General features: G+C 59.6%; 16 protein-coding genes. 9 read left to right on the forward strand and 7 right to left on the reverse strand.

Translation table 11 applies throughout. The annotated features are described in order from the left end of the window. Nucleotides 1-464, reverse strand: a 464-nt coding sequence (locus ACYVDE_RS06235) for a glycosyltransferase (protein WP_460500621.1), incomplete at its 3' end; no start/stop codon positions are given. A gap of 85 nt (nt 465-549) precedes the next feature. On the opposite strand from ACYVDE_RS06235, the gene ACYVDE_RS06240 reads away from it, so the two are divergent. Both ACYVDE_RS06240 and ACYVDE_RS06245 read left to right on the forward strand, forming a co-directional pair. Further along, nucleotides 550-1,374: a 2,3,4,5-tetrahydropyridine-2,6-dicarboxylate N-succinyltransferase gene (locus ACYVDE_RS06240; RefSeq protein WP_460500622.1), complete on the forward strand. Its 825-nt coding sequence runs from the start codon at nt 550-552 to the stop codon at nt 1,372-1,374. A gap of 54 nt (nt 1,375-1,428) precedes the next feature. Continuing rightward, nucleotides 1,429-1,836, forward strand: a complete 408-nt coding sequence (locus tag ACYVDE_RS06245) for a hypothetical protein (RefSeq protein ID WP_460500623.1) — start codon at nt 1,429-1,431, stop codon at nt 1,834-1,836. A gap of 60 nt (nt 1,837-1,896) precedes the next feature. Here ACYVDE_RS06245 and msrA read toward each other — a convergent pair whose 3' ends face one another. Continuing rightward, complete coding sequence (msrA, locus tag ACYVDE_RS06250; protein WP_460500624.1) at nt 1,897-2,433, reverse strand: peptide-methionine (S)-S-oxide reductase; 537 nt, start codon at nt 2,431-2,433, stop codon at nt 1,897-1,899. A gap of 182 nt (nt 2,434-2,615) precedes the next feature. Next, entirely contained in the window at nt 2,616-3,503 is an 888-nt protein-coding gene (locus tag ACYVDE_RS06255) for a 3-hydroxybutyryl-CoA dehydrogenase (RefSeq protein WP_460500625.1), read from the reverse strand. Nucleotides 3,504-3,731: 228 nt separating this feature from the next. On the opposite strand from ACYVDE_RS06255, the gene ACYVDE_RS06260 reads away from it, so the two are divergent. Further along, nucleotides 3,732-3,890 (forward strand): lmo0937 family membrane protein, encoded by a 159-nt coding sequence (locus ACYVDE_RS06260; RefSeq protein WP_460500626.1) that lies wholly within the window; start codon nt 3,732-3,734, stop codon nt 3,888-3,890. 81 nt (nt 3,891-3,971) lie between these two features. On the opposite strand, the gene ACYVDE_RS06265 is transcribed toward ACYVDE_RS06260, so the two are convergent. Together ACYVDE_RS06265 and ACYVDE_RS06270 are read right to left on the reverse strand one after the other, a co-directional pair. Then, a complete protein-coding gene (locus tag ACYVDE_RS06265; RefSeq protein WP_460500627.1) occupies nt 3,972-4,724 on the reverse strand; it encodes a hypothetical protein in 753 nt (250 codons plus the stop codon). A gap of 189 nt (nt 4,725-4,913) precedes the next feature. Beyond that, the gene (locus tag ACYVDE_RS06270) at nt 4,914-6,545 is read right to left on the reverse strand and encodes an ABC-F family ATP-binding cassette domain-containing protein (RefSeq protein ID WP_460500628.1); all 1,632 of its coding nucleotides are present in this window, start codon (nt 6,543-6,545) and stop codon (nt 4,914-4,916) included. A gap of 277 nt (nt 6,546-6,822) precedes the next feature. Between ACYVDE_RS06270 and ACYVDE_RS06275 the strand changes: the two genes are divergently transcribed. Both ACYVDE_RS06275 and ACYVDE_RS06280 read left to right on the forward strand, forming a co-directional pair. Then, the gene (locus tag ACYVDE_RS06275; protein ID WP_460500629.1) at nt 6,823-7,299 is read left to right on the forward strand and encodes a hypothetical protein; all 477 of its coding nucleotides are present in this window, start codon (nt 6,823-6,825) and stop codon (nt 7,297-7,299) included. 192 nt (nt 7,300-7,491) lie between these two features. Beyond that, a complete protein-coding gene (locus tag ACYVDE_RS06280) occupies nt 7,492-7,893 on the forward strand; it encodes a hypothetical protein (RefSeq protein ID WP_460500630.1) in 402 nt (133 codons plus the stop codon). 94 nt (nt 7,894-7,987) lie between these two features. Here the strand turns inward: ACYVDE_RS06280 and ACYVDE_RS06285 are convergent, their stop codons facing one another. Further along, nucleotides 7,988-8,383 carry a hypothetical protein gene (locus ACYVDE_RS06285; protein ID WP_460500631.1) on the reverse strand — a complete coding sequence of 132 codons (396 nt, stop codon included), beginning with the start codon at nt 8,381-8,383 and terminating at the stop codon, nt 7,988-7,990. 146 nt (nt 8,384-8,529) lie between these two features. On the opposite strand from ACYVDE_RS06285, the gene ACYVDE_RS06290 reads away from it, so the two are divergent. Further along, the gene (locus tag ACYVDE_RS06290) at nt 8,530-9,309 is read left to right on the forward strand and encodes a murein L,D-transpeptidase catalytic domain family protein (RefSeq protein ID WP_460500632.1); all 780 of its coding nucleotides are present in this window, start codon (nt 8,530-8,532) and stop codon (nt 9,307-9,309) included. A gap of 92 nt (nt 9,310-9,401) precedes the next feature. Next, nucleotides 9,402-10,214 (forward strand): M48 family metalloprotease, encoded by an 813-nt coding sequence (locus ACYVDE_RS06295; RefSeq protein WP_460500633.1) that lies wholly within the window; start codon nt 9,402-9,404, stop codon nt 10,212-10,214. Between the two features lie 218 nt (nt 10,215-10,432). On the opposite strand, the gene ACYVDE_RS06300 is transcribed toward ACYVDE_RS06295, so the two are convergent. After that, the gene (locus ACYVDE_RS06300) at nt 10,433-11,068 is read right to left on the reverse strand and encodes an LON peptidase substrate-binding domain-containing protein (RefSeq protein ID WP_460500634.1); all 636 of its coding nucleotides are present in this window, start codon (nt 11,066-11,068) and stop codon (nt 10,433-10,435) included. A gap of 155 nt (nt 11,069-11,223) precedes the next feature. Between ACYVDE_RS06300 and mtgA the strand changes: the two genes are divergently transcribed. Together mtgA and ACYVDE_RS06310 are read left to right on the forward strand one after the other, a co-directional pair. Continuing rightward, on the forward strand, nt 11,224-11,988 hold the full coding sequence (gene mtgA / locus ACYVDE_RS06305; protein WP_460500635.1) for a biosynthetic peptidoglycan transglycosylase: 765 nt from the start codon (nt 11,224-11,226) through the stop codon (nt 11,986-11,988). A 131-nt stretch (nt 11,989-12,119) separates the two neighbouring features. Next, on the forward strand, nt 12,120-12,482 hold a 363-nt coding region (locus ACYVDE_RS06310; protein WP_460500636.1), incomplete at its 3' end, for a Cif family virulence factor.

The following is a 12,482-nucleotide window of genomic DNA, read 5'->3' on the forward strand; positions in this document are numbered from 1 at the left end:
CGGCGCGCCGCCAGCGCCTCCACCCAGCGCAGCCCAGCCGCCAGACCGCCCCGCACGAGGCCTTGGTACACCTGCTGCGTCGATACATTCAGCGCGTAGTTTTCGCGGATGTCGTATATGAATTTCCGGCCCCGGCCCAGCGCCTGCCACAGCAGTGTGAGCGGCAGCAATTCCGGCGCATGCACGATGACCAAATCCGGCTTCAGCCCATGCAATAGCCGCCCGTAGCGCCACTGCGCGGCCAGCCGGCCCAGGCTCAGTCGGCGGCCGTTGAAAATAGGATGGAGGCTGATTTTCGCTGATTGCGCGGCGGCTTCTCCGGCGGCGCGCCCGGCTACGTGTACCCGCATGCCGGGCCGGGCCGCCAGCGTTTCGGCGAACTTGCCGCGCATGCGGGTATCGTCAACGGGCTTGAGCACCGAGGCTAGCAGAATAACGAATTGGGGCGGTTGGGAAACAGGCACGGCCCAAAGATGCTAGTTTTGCAGCTGCTAAGCGGCCTTTTGCATCTGCGGCCGCCAGCTGCTTACTCTCATTTCGACTCGTCTGATGTCCGACCTGCAATCCCAAATTGAAGCCGCCTGGGCCGACCGCGCCCTGCTCCAAACTCCCGAAACCAAAGCCGCCATCGAGCACGTCATCGAGGAGCTCGACAAGGGCTTCCTGCGCGTGGCCACCCCGCCCGCCGAAGACGGCGGCGAGTGGACTATCAACGAGTGGGTGAAGAAGGCCGTTATTCTGTACTTCCCCATCCGCCAGATGAGCACGCAGGAAGTCGGCCCCTTCGAATACCACGACAAAATGCTGCTCAAAACCGACTACGCCGGCCAGCAGGTGCGTGTGGTGCCGCCCGCCGTGGCCCGCTACGGCGCGTTTCTGGCCCCCGGCGTCATCCTGATGCCCAGCTACACCAACATCGGCGCCTACGTGGGCGAGGGCACGATGGTCGATACCTGGGCCACCGTGGGCAGCTGCGCCCAGGTGGGCAAAGGTGTGCACCTGAGCGGCGGCGTGGGCCTCGGCGGCGTGCTCGAACCCGTGCAGGCGGCCCCCGTCATCATCGAAGACGGCGCGTTCATCGGCTCGCGTAGCATTCTGGTTGAAGGCTGCCGCATTGGCAAAGAAGCTGTTATCGGCGCGGGCGTTACCATCACCGGCAGCACCAAAATCATCGACGTAACCGGCCCCGAGCCCAAAGAGTACCGCGGCTACGTGCCGCCGCGCTCGGTGGTCATTCCCGGCTCCATCGCCAAGCAGTTCCCGGCCGGCGAGTACCAGGTGCCCTGCGCCCTCATCATCGGCCAGCGCAAGCCCAGCACGGATTTGAAAACGTCGCTCAACGACGCACTGCGGGACTTTGGGGTGTCGGTGTAAGTTCGTTAAGCAGCTTCCTTTTCAAAATGGCCAATGCGAGTATCGATAGCTTGGATGCCTGTATTCGTACGCGGCCTAGTAACGAGCGTAGTCATCTTACTAATTAACCTTAGCGAATACAACTGGGATTTTGTCGAAACCCTGATGCGTAAACTGCCATTGTTGCTTGCCATCAACGGCGTGGTTGTTATCACCGCATTTGTTACTGCCGCGCCTCTGTATTTCTTTCTAAATGAGGAAGCGCGGACTGTCAGATACTTCACTTTAATTCCATTGCGAAAGGTGCTGCTAGACGCTGCCCGAATTGAGTGCACAATAAGTAACCAAACTAGCCATTCTGGGACTACCCACTTTTTGCTGTTGCATGCTGATGGTAGTAAAATGCTCAGTGTGCAGGCCACCGAACGATGGCCGTTGGCTAAGCTTGAAAAGGTACAGCAAGCAATCGAAAAGCTAAAATAGTAAAATGGCCCGCTTACTAGCGGGCCATTTTATTGTTCAAAGCGCGAGTAATACTTCTTGCTACACCCCTGCCTTCAGCTTCTCGCCGAACAGGGCCTTCACTTTGTCCACCTTGGGGCGGGCCACAAACTGGCAGTAGGGCTCGTGGCCGTGCAGGTTGAAGTAGTTCTGGTGGTAGTTCTCGGCCGGGTAGAAGGTGGGGGCAGGCAGAATCTCCGTCACCACTGGGTTGGGAAAGGCGTGAGCGTCGTTGAGCTTCTTTTTATAGGCCTCGGCGAGCTGCTTCTGCTCCTCACTGTGGTAGTAGATGCCCGAGCGGTACTGCGTGCCTACGTCGTTGCCCTGGCGGTTGAGAGTGGTGGGGTCGTGGGTTTTCCAGAAGATTTCGAGCAGCTCTTCGTAGCTGATAACGGCCGGGTCGAAGGTGATATCAATCACTTCATTGTGGCCGGTGAGGCCGCTGCATACTTCTTTATACGTCGGATTGGCGATGCGGCCGCCGGCGTAGCCGGATACCACTTTCTCCACGCCCTTCAGGTTCTGAAATACGGCCTCGACGCACCAGAAGCAGCCGGCGCCAAATGTTGCTTTTTGCATGGGTAGGAAATTGATTCGTTGTAGTTGGTAACAACGCGGTAGACGCGGCTGGGGTTTATTCCTTACAGGTTGCCCAATGGATAGTGCACCGCCAGCGCCCGCCCGTGCAAGGCCCTTCCGATACATACATAAGAAAGCCGTTCGCACAGGCGTGCAAACGGCTTCCTGACAATAAAAGGCTTCTATTTCCGGAACCGCTCGGCTACTACCAGCTCCTTCGAGCCGGCGGTGTGCTGGTAGAAGCCCTCGCCCGACTTCACGCCCAGGCGGCCGGCCATCACCATGTTCACCAGCAGCGGGCAGGGGGCGTATTTGGGGTTGCCCAGGCCCTCGTGCAGCACCCGCAGAATGGCCAGGCACACGTCGAGACCAATAAAGTCGGCCAGCTGCAACGGGCCCATGGGGTGGGCCATGCCCAGCTTCATCACCGTGTCGATTTCCTCCACGCCCGCCACGCCCTCAAACAGCGTAATGATGGCCTCGTTAATCATCGGCATCAGAATGCGGTTGGCCACAAAGCCGGGATAGTCGTTCACCTCGGTGGGCGTTTTGCCCAGCTGGCGCGACAGGTCCATCACCTTTTCTGTCACCGCGTCGGAAGTCGCGTAGCCGCGAATTACCTCCACCAGCTTCATCACCGGCACCGGGTTCATAAAGTGCATGCCAATCACCTGCTGCGGGCGCTTGGTCACGGCCGCGATTTTGGTAATCGAAATCGACGAGGTATTCGAGGCCAGAATCGCATCCTGCGGAGCGTATTGGTCGAGGTCGCGGAAAATCTGCAATTTCAGGTCCACATTCTCAGTGGCGGCTTCTACTACGAGGCCCACGCCGGCCACGCCGTCGGCGATGGACGTGAACGTCTTCAGGCGGCCCAGAGTGGCGGTTTTGTCCTCCTCGCTCAGGGCAGCTTTGGCTACCTGGCGGTCGAGGTTTTTGGTGATGGTACCCAGGGCGCGGTCAAGCGCCAGCTGGTTGATGTCAATTAGGGAAACGGAAAAACCGTGTTGGGCAAATACGTGGGCAATGCCATTGCCCATGGTGCCGGAGCCAATTACGGCGACGTTCATAAAGTGCGGAAAACAGTGGGTGGGAAGAAAGGAGGAGATAAAAAGTGCCGGCCTGAGGGCCAGTGGGCACAAAGCTACTGCCACAAACCAAAAGTGCCTTTTGTTTGGCCTCGCCAAATTTTTTTATAAGAAATTATATCCTTTTGAATAACCCCCCCGTACAAGCCCCCAGAGACACTTCTCGCATATTTTTTCACCTCCCCTTCACACTCTTTCTCACTCTAAGCCATGGGCAACCTCCTGTATATCATCGCTGTAATTCTGGTAATCATTTGGGCCGTTAGCTTTTTCGGCGGCTTCGTTAGCGGCGGCATCATTCACGTGCTGCTCGTGATTGCCATCATCGCGGTACTGCTGCGCGTAATCAGCGGCCGAAGCGCGGTATAGCGCCGCCCGCAAGGGTTAACTAAAAAACACAAAAAAGCCTCGCCGGAATATCCAGCGAGGCTTTTTTGTGTGCAGATAAATCTATTTACCGATGTTGAACAGTAAGCAGAAGCGCAGGTTCAAGCCAGGATAGAGTGAGAAAACGGAGCTATTGAAATTGTACAGGCCCAGAATGTCAAGGGCGGCGCGGTCGCCCAAGGTAGAGCGGTAGCCAATTCCGGCCAAAGTAGACGTTACTGTACGGCTAATTTTGGTGAGGTAATTCTGGCTGTCGTAGCCCGCCAACTGGGCATTGGTGACTTCGTACTCGCCATGGATAAAAAACTCCTTGTAAACGATATACTGTGCGAATACCTTAACGCCCAAGCTGCTGCTCGACATATTGTTGGAGCCCGTCGCGGTCAGGCTGCCACTTGGGGTGGGATAGGCAAACCCGTAGGTTCGGTAAAAATTCTCCGGCGAAAGAGAGTAGTTATTGTACGCGTAGGAAATACCCGGGCCCACGGCAAGCTTGTTCGTAATGCGATAGCCAAGCGCGGGGGCTAGGCTAAAGTTAAAATTGCTAATGCCATCCACAGAGCTATACCCCAGGCCAAGGTTGGAATAGATAAATTTCCGGGTCGGCGGCACATCCTCGGCCCCGCCGGCTTTGGTGTTTTTCCGGTTCGGAAAATCCAACCCCGAAGGAGCCGACGCCGAAGGCTGCGGTGCCGGCTGCGTGGAATCGTAAACGGGGGCGGGGGCGGCCGGTTCGGTAGCCGGGGCAGGCGCGGGAACTGGCGTAACGGGCCGGGTGGGTGCGGGCGGCGGGCCGGGAGGAGCCGTGTTCAGCACCGGCTTATTGTCCTGGGCTTGGGCCTGCAGCGTGGGCAGCCCGGCCACGGCGGCCAACACTAGCAGCGGGAGCAGATAACGTTTCATGCAAAAAGCGAAAAGAGAGAGGAAGGGGAAGCGCAAGCGCGCAGGGGATTAACGAAAACGGCCGGAAAATTATTCATTCTCCGGCCGCTATTCGTCGACTACTTATGCCAGCTGGTACATTTTCTGGCGCTGGGCTTTCAGCGTTTCATCGGCCAGGTATTCTTCGTAGTTCATGCGGCGGTCGATAATGCCGTCCGGCGTGAGCTCGATAATGCGGTTGGCCACGGTATCGATGAACTGCAAGTCGTGCGAGGCGAACAGCAGCGAGCCCGAGAAATCCTTCAGGCCGTTGTTCAGGGCCTGGATGCTTTCCAGGTCGAGGTGGTTCGTCGGGTCGTCGAGCACCAGCACGTTGCCGCTTTCCAGCATCATTTTACTTAGCATACAGCGTACTTTCTCACCGCCGCTCAGCACGTTGGGCTTCTTCTGCGATTCTTCGCCCGAAAACAGCATCCGGCCCAGCCAGCCGCGCACGAAGCTCTCGTCCTTCTCCACCGAGTATTGGCGCAGCCAGTCTACGAGGTTCATGTTATCGGCCTGGAAGAAGGCCGAGTTTTCTTTGGGAAAGTAGCTGGGCGTGATGGTGGTGCCCCACTTGTAATCGCCCTTATCGGCCTTGGTTTCGCCAAAGATGATGTCAAAGAGGAGCGAGGCCGCCCGGTCGTCGCGGCCCACGATGGCCACCTTGTCGCCCTTATCAAGGTTGAAGGTCACATTTTTGAGCACCGGCACGCCGTCCACGCTCTTGCTCACGCCTTCCACACTCAGCAGTTGGTTGCCGGCCTCGCGCTCGGGCTTGAAGGCGATGTAGGGGTAGCGGCGCGACGAGGGCTTGATTTCCTCGAGCGTGAGCTTTTGCAGCAGCTTCTGGCGGCTGGTGGCCTGCTTCGATTTCGAGGCGTTGGCCGAGAAGCGCCGCACGAATTCTTCCAACTCCTTGCGCTTGTCCTCGGTTTTCTTGTTCACTTCCTGCTTCTGGCGGGCGGCCAGCTGGCTGCTCTCGTACCAGAACGAGTAGTTGCCGGGGTACATCGTGATTTTCGAGAAGTCCAGGTCGGCCATGTAGTTGCACACGGCGTCGAGGAAGTGGCGGTCGTGGCTCACCACAATCACGGTGTTCTCGAAGTTGTCGAGGAAGTTTTCGAGCCAGAGCACGCTCTCGGCATCGAGGTTGTTGGTCGGTTCGTCGAGCAGTAGCACGTCGGGGTTGCCAAACAGGGCCTGGGCCAGCAGCACGCGCACCTTCTCGCTGGCGCCGAGGTCGGCCATCAGCAAATAGTGCTTGTCTTCGGTAATGCCGAGGCCGGAGAGCAGTTCGGCGGCTTTGTATTCGGCGTCCCAGCCTTCCATGTCGGCAAACTCGCTTTCGAGCACGCCCAGGCGCTCGCCGTCGGCGTCGGTAGCCGTGCCGGCGTCGTACTTGGCGTAGAGGGCGTCCTTCTCGGTCATCACCTCGGCCAGGCGCTGGTGGCCCTTAATGACGGTTTTGAGCACTTCCTGGTCGTCGTAGGCAAACTGGTTCTGCTTCAGCACGGCCAGACGCTGGCCGGCGGGCATTTCCACCGAGCCAGTGTTGGGCTCAATCTCGCCCGACAGAATTTTCAGGAAGGTGGATTTACCCGCGCCGTTGGCCCCAATCAGGCCGTACACGTTGCCGGGCAGGAATTTAACGGTGACGTCTTCAAACAGCACGCGCTTGCCGTAGCGCAGGCTCACATTGGAGGTGGAAATCATTCAAATAAGAAATAAAGGCGCAGGCGCCCCGCAGCCAAGCAGGGCCAACTGCAAAATTACACGATAGGCGCCGGGTGCACAGCCGGCCGGCGCAAATGGCTTGCGTATTCTGCCGAAAATAACTAACTAGTAAGGAGATTAGTGCCCGCCGCCGCGCGGCGCATGAACCGCCGGCGGGCCACTGCGTACAACCTAAACGGCCTTTGGCAGGTTGTCTTTCCGAGATTCCTCACCCCGGCTAAGCCGGTCATCTTTCACCCATTACCTTTTCTTAGCAATGACTGACCAGCATCTGACTTCCGAGAACAATGGATTGCGCATGGGTATCTATACCGCGCTGATTTTGATGGCCTACACCGGCGTGGCGGCGATGGCCGGTTTTCTGGGCAAACTGGAGGCCGGTACGCTCGACATCGTATTACTGGCCGGCGGCGTGGTGATGGCCATTCGACGCCTCAAAAAGGCCTGCGGCGACCGCATGACCTACTTTGGCGGCTTTAGCACCGGCATCATCACGGCGCTGGTAGCTTCGGGGCTGCTGGGCGCGTTTTTCTGGCTGCTGGGTGGCATTAGCCAGGCCGCCGTGCGGCAAATTCAGGCCCGCGACCTGTTTGGCGCCGACCTGGGCGTGCTGATTGGCGGCCTGGGCATCGTACTGCTTGGTACCATGACAGGCGTTGTGACCTCGCTCATCGCCATGCAGTATTTCAAAAGCGCAGAGCATCAGGGCCTCCCGGAAATAGAAGTGCTCTAGTAGTAGGGCCGGCCTTACGGCAATATAGGTACAGTCTGAAAAAAGCAGCCTCCGCACAAGGCTGCTTTTTTTATGCCTTGAATATAGCGAACTCTAGCTATTGTGAAAAAAATCAGAACAAATAGAAACTTTGCGTTGTGATATTGCCGTTTGAGAGGTAATTTTGATTTGTAGGAGAAAAAATATTGCTTTATGCGTTACCTCATTGCCTTCACAACCGTCCTGAGCCTATCATTGGCCACGCTGTCGGCCAAGGCACAAATGGCCGACCGAATTACGGAGCAGCCCTCGCCCCGCGAAGCTTCCCGCCAGGAAGTGATAGCCCTGACTAGGGAGATGGCCAACCGCTTGCACCTCAACGAAGGCCAGTACCTGAAGCTACTGCCCCTCAACCGCACCCGGCTGAGCGCCATCAGCGGCATCAACCGCGAATACCGGACAGACGAAGCCACTCGCGCTTCCAAAGCCGCCGAGCTCGAAGCGCAGTTCGAGCAGGAGTGTAGCCGTATTCTCACGCCCTCGCAGCTCAGCCAGCTGCAGCGCGAAACGCAGCCAGCCAGCGCGCCCGCCACTACCGGTAACGGCCTAGGATAATCGGCCCCGCTGCTAAACCAGCAAAGACCAATAAAAAACGGCCCGCCACATACATGGCGGGCCGTTTTTTTAATTTAGGGGCAGGCGTGGGCGCTTATTGTACGGGCGAGAGCGGGTCGGCCAGCACTTCGGTGACGGTGCCGAGCGGGCCGAAGCGCATGCTGATGCGGGGGGCCGCCGAGCGGGCGTGGCTGGCGTTGCACTGCGTGCCGGGCTCTAGGTAGTAGTAATACACTTTCTCGGTGTTGGCGCGCAGCTCTTCCTCGTCGGGCTGGCCCAGGAGAGCGGTTACGTCGTTGGCCCGGGCTTCGTAGAGCTGCTCTTTGGCGCGCAGCAGCGCCGGTACGGCGGCCCGGCGCTGGTTGTGGCAGGCGTAGGGGTCGGCGCGCCAGGCCGCGGCATCAAAATCGGGGATGCCGGGCAGGGAGTGGCCACAGCCTATTAGCGCGCTGCTGCCCGCAAGTAGGAAAAAAGCAAGGCGCTGGCGCACCGATAATGGGCCTGAAAAAGAAGCCATTTGCAGTAATATCTGGCTGTAAGTAATAATACTAGCGAAATTAAGCACTATTTTTGGTCTGTTGCTGTCTACGGCCTACGCTGATTAAAATACGGGATTATATAATTTATATTATTGTAATGTTCAAAAGGATTTTAGTTGTGGCGGCGGGGCTATGCCTGCTGGGCTGGGCAGCAGAGGCGCAAACAGTACCGGCGGCCACGCTGGCGCAGCTGCCCGAAAGTGCCCGGCGGGCGTTTGGTCAGGCCGCATTCGAGCAAAAGGCCGCCGCACTGTTTGCCCGGCTGGGGGCGGAAGGGCTGCCCTTCAGCCTACTGCGCGAGGGGCTGCTGGGCTTCTACAACGTGCGAGCGGCGAGCCGTGGGGCCGGGCGCCCATTGCTCACACTAGTCGATTTTAGCCGTTCGAGCCAGCAGAAACGCTTGTGGGTGATTGATGTAGCGGCCGGACGGGTGTTGTTTCACACACTGGTGGCGCACGGCAAGGCCAGCGGCGGCGACCTGCCCGTGGCCTTCTCGAACCAGGAAGGCTCGGAGATGAGCAGCCTGGGCTTCTACCGCACGGCGCCGGCTACCTACGTGGGCAAGCACGGCCTGTCGCTGAAGCTGCACGGCCTCGACCCGGGCTTCAATACCAATGCCGAGAGCCGGGCCGTGGTGGTGCACGGGGCCGACTACGTGTGCGAGGAGTTTGTGCGGGCCCACGGGCGGCTGGGGCGCAGCCAGGGCTGCCCGGCGCTGCCGCTGGAGCAGGCTGCGGCCATTGTGCAGGCCATCAAGGGCGGGAGCGTGCTGTATCTGCACGGGCCGGCCGGGGCGGGCTACCACTCGCGCTGGCTCGATGTGGATGGGGCCGTGGCTTCGCTGGCAACGGCGAGCGGGGGCGGGGTGGGCAATTAGCATAACCCGATTGGCGAGGGTGCGTTAAAAGCGCAGCGCCGGGTTTCAGCCCCGCGTACTTCTTTCACTCCCTCAAACAACTGTTCCCAATCATGCGGATAAATCTGCGCTTTATCATTGCCATTATCGTGGCGGCGGTAACCTTGTTCGGCTATTTCTTCAACACTTCCAAAAACGAAGTGACCGGCGAAACCCAGCACGTAAACATGAGCCCCGACCAGGAAATTGCCCTGGGCCTGCAAGCCGCCCCCCAAATGGCGGCCGAATACGGTGGCGAAAGCCCCGACGCCCGCGCCACCGCTGCCGTGCAGGCCGTAGGCCAGAAAATCGTGGCTAGCACCAAAGCTGGCCAAACGCCCTACCGCTTCCAGTTCCATTTGCTGGCCGATGACCAGACGATTAACGCCTTCGCACTACCCGGCGGGCAGGTGTTTATCACGAAAGGCATTCTGAATAAGCTGACTTCGGAAGGCCAGCTGGCCGGCGTGCTGGCGCACGAAATCGGCCACGTGGTGGCCCGGCACTCGGCCGAGCAGGTGGCCAAGTCGAACCTGACGCAGGGCCTGGCCGGCGCGGCCGGTATTGCTTCCTACGACCCCAACAACCCCGGCAGCTCGGTGGCCAAGGCCGCCATTGCCGCGGCCATTGCCAAGGTAGTGAACCTGCGCTTCAGCCGCAACGACGAGCTGGAGGCCGATAAGCTGGCCGTTGATTTTACGCCCAAAGCCGGCTACGACCCGCGTTCGATGATTAAGGTAATGGAGATGCTGCAGGCCGAAGGAGGCCGCAGCAGCACCCCCGAGTTCCTGAGCACGCACCCCGACCCGGGTAACCGCATCGGCGAGCTGCAAAAAGATATTGCGGCGGAGTACCCACAGGGCGTACCGACGGGTCTTAAACAGTAATATGAACCGCAGATTTTCGCGGCTTTAACGGATAAGAACGGATTCGGACGGGCGCATTGTGGTGCTCGGTTCTTATTCGCTACATAACACAAAGGCCGCAGCTATTCAGCTGCGGCCTTTGTGTTATGTAGCTGAACAAATATTCGTTAGCCATTGCCGCATGATGCAAAGGCCCGTCCGAATCCGTTCTTATCCGTTAAAGCCGCGAAAATCTGCGGTCAAAAGTTTGGGGGCGTGAGGTTCTTGAAATGGCCGTTCAGGCGCACGCGCTCCTTGAGGCGCTCGGTTTCGAGCACGACGGGGAGGATGGTGTCGAGGTGGTCGCGCACGATTTCCTGGCGCTCGAGCTCGCTGGTGGTGGCCAGCAGCTGGTATTCCTGCTCGGTGCTGAAGCCGATGTGGTGGGCCACGTCGAAGATGGTGTAGTCGGGGGCCAGCTCGAGCAGGAGCTTGCGCAAGCCCAGCGCTTCGTAGAGCTGGCGCACCTGCTTGGTAATGATGGTGCGCAGCACGGGGTCGGCCTCGGGGTCCTGCACCACGTCTTCGACCAGGCCGCTGGCGTAGAGCTTGCCTGGCGCCTCGCGGTAGAACTTGTTGATGCGGAACACGCCCACGGCCTTGGTGCGGATATCGAGCTCACCGCTGGAATAGGTTTGCTCCACGCTGATGAGGCGCATCTCGGTGCCGAGCTCGCTGAGATTGTCGTTGAGGTAGGGCGGAATGCCGAAGGTGATGTTCTGCTCGATGCACTCGCGCACCAGCTGGCGGTAGCGGGGCTCGAAGATGTGTAGGTTGAGCTTTTCGCCCGGAAACACCACCAGGTTGAGCGGAAACAGCGGAAGCAGGCGGGCCATGAGCGAAAAAAGAACTGAAGCGGAATGTAACTACGAGCGCAACAAGCGAAACCCGTAGTTGGGTTTTGGCCCGTCCGGCCGGGTAGCCGCAGCGGAATGGGCACAAGGTAGGAGGGAATGCCGAAACGCCCCCCGGGGCGCTACTTTTGTGCCCCATGTCTTCTTCCGCAAGCTTAATTCCCGACGTTCGCACGCTGCTCAAAAAGGCCGGCCGGCTGGTGCTGCAGATTCTGGCCGCTCTGTTTCTGACTTCGGTGGCCTGGGTGCTGCTCTACCGCTGGGTGGCCCCGCCGGCCACTTGGCTCATGCTCGACCGCCGGGCCCACGCGCCGGTGGGGCTGGGCTACTACGGCATTCAGCCCGACCCGCGCCGTATTCGGTACGATTTCCGCACGCTGGATGAGGTAGCGCCCACCGTGCCGCTGGCCCTAGTGGCGGCCGAAGACCAGCGTTTCCTCATGCACCACGGCTTCGACCTCGATGCCCTGACCAACGCGGCCAAACGCAACTGGAACGGCGACGGCAAGCACATTGTGGGCGGCAGCACCATCTCGCAACAGGTGGCAAAAAACGTGTTCCTGTGGCAGGGGCGCAGCTACGTGCGCAAGGCGGCCGAGGCCTATTTTACCATTCTGATTGAAACGCTGTGGAGCAAGCGCCGCATTATGGAAATGTACCTGAGCGTGGCCGAGATGGGCGACTGCACCTTCGGGGTGGAGGCGGCCAGCCGGCGCTACTTCGGCAAGCCCGCCAGCGAAGTGAGTGCGGCCGAGGCGGCCCTGCTGGCCGGCGTGCTGCCCAATCCGCTGCGCTTCCGGGCCAGCAACCCCGGGCCAGTGGCGCGGGCCAAGCAGTTGCGGGTGCTGCGCAACATGCGGCGCTTGGGCGGCACCAGATTCGTGGCGGAAATTTTGAAATGAGGTGGGGATTGATTGTTGAGTAAAACAGAACGTCATGCTGCGCCTTCGCTCAGCATGACGTTCTGTTGTTAGGGTTTACTGCTGCACGCGAGATGTTTCGACTGCGCTCAGCGTGACGTTCTTTTGCTGCTATGAAGCATCTCCATACTCTTCCGTTGCTCCTTGGTGGCCTGGGCCTCGCCGGCTGCGCTACCACGCGCCCGGCTACCACTGCCGCCGACCCAGCTGCTGCGCGGCGGGCCATCGTGCAGGTCCTTAACACCCAAACCGCGGCCTGGAACCGGGGCGATATTCCCGGCTTCATGGAAGGCTACTGGAAGTCGGACTCGCTGGTGTTCATCGGGCGGAAGGGGCCGACGTACGGCTGGCAGGCCACGCTGGACAACTACCGCAAGGGCTACCCCGACGCGGCGGCCATGGGAAAGCTCGATTTCGCGGGGCTGCGGGTAAGCCTGCTGGCGCCTACGGCGGCGCAGGTGGTGGGGCGCTGGCAC

Source organism: Hymenobacter agri (genome assembly GCF_054778495.1).

What these genes read in the sequence shown, in the direction of transcription:
- ACYVDE_RS06240 (WP_460500622.1), top strand. Translation starts at nt 550, where the DNA reads ATGTCCGACCTGCAATCCCAAATTGAAGCCGCCTGGGCCGACCGCGCC.
- ACYVDE_RS06245 (WP_460500623.1), top strand. Translation starts at nt 1,429, where the DNA reads ATGCCTGTATTCGTACGCGGCCTAGTAACGAGCGTAGTCATCTTACTA.
- msrA (WP_460500624.1), bottom strand. Translation starts at nt 2,433, where the DNA reads ATGCAAAAAGCAACATTTGGCGCCGGCTGCTTCTGGTGCGTCGAGGCC.
- ACYVDE_RS06255 (WP_460500625.1), bottom strand. Translation starts at nt 3,503, where the DNA reads ATGAACGTCGCCGTAATTGGCTCCGGCACCATGGGCAATGGCATTGCC.
- ACYVDE_RS06260 (WP_460500626.1), top strand. Translation starts at nt 3,732, where the DNA reads ATGGGCAACCTCCTGTATATCATCGCTGTAATTCTGGTAATCATTTGG.
- ACYVDE_RS06270 (WP_460500628.1), bottom strand. Translation starts at nt 6,545, where the DNA reads ATGATTTCCACCTCCAATGTGAGCCTGCGCTACGGCAAGCGCGTGCTG.
- ACYVDE_RS06275 (WP_460500629.1), top strand. Translation starts at nt 6,823, where the DNA reads ATGACTGACCAGCATCTGACTTCCGAGAACAATGGATTGCGCATGGGT.
- ACYVDE_RS06280 (WP_460500630.1), top strand. Translation starts at nt 7,492, where the DNA reads ATGCGTTACCTCATTGCCTTCACAACCGTCCTGAGCCTATCATTGGCC.
- ACYVDE_RS06290 (WP_460500632.1), top strand. Translation starts at nt 8,530, where the DNA reads ATGTTCAAAAGGATTTTAGTTGTGGCGGCGGGGCTATGCCTGCTGGGC.
- ACYVDE_RS06295 (WP_460500633.1), top strand. Translation starts at nt 9,402, where the DNA reads ATGCGGATAAATCTGCGCTTTATCATTGCCATTATCGTGGCGGCGGTA.
- ACYVDE_RS06300 (WP_460500634.1), bottom strand. Translation starts at nt 11,068, where the DNA reads ATGGCCCGCCTGCTTCCGCTGTTTCCGCTCAACCTGGTGGTGTTTCCG.
- mtgA (WP_460500635.1), top strand. Translation starts at nt 11,224, where the DNA reads ATGTCTTCTTCCGCAAGCTTAATTCCCGACGTTCGCACGCTGCTCAAA.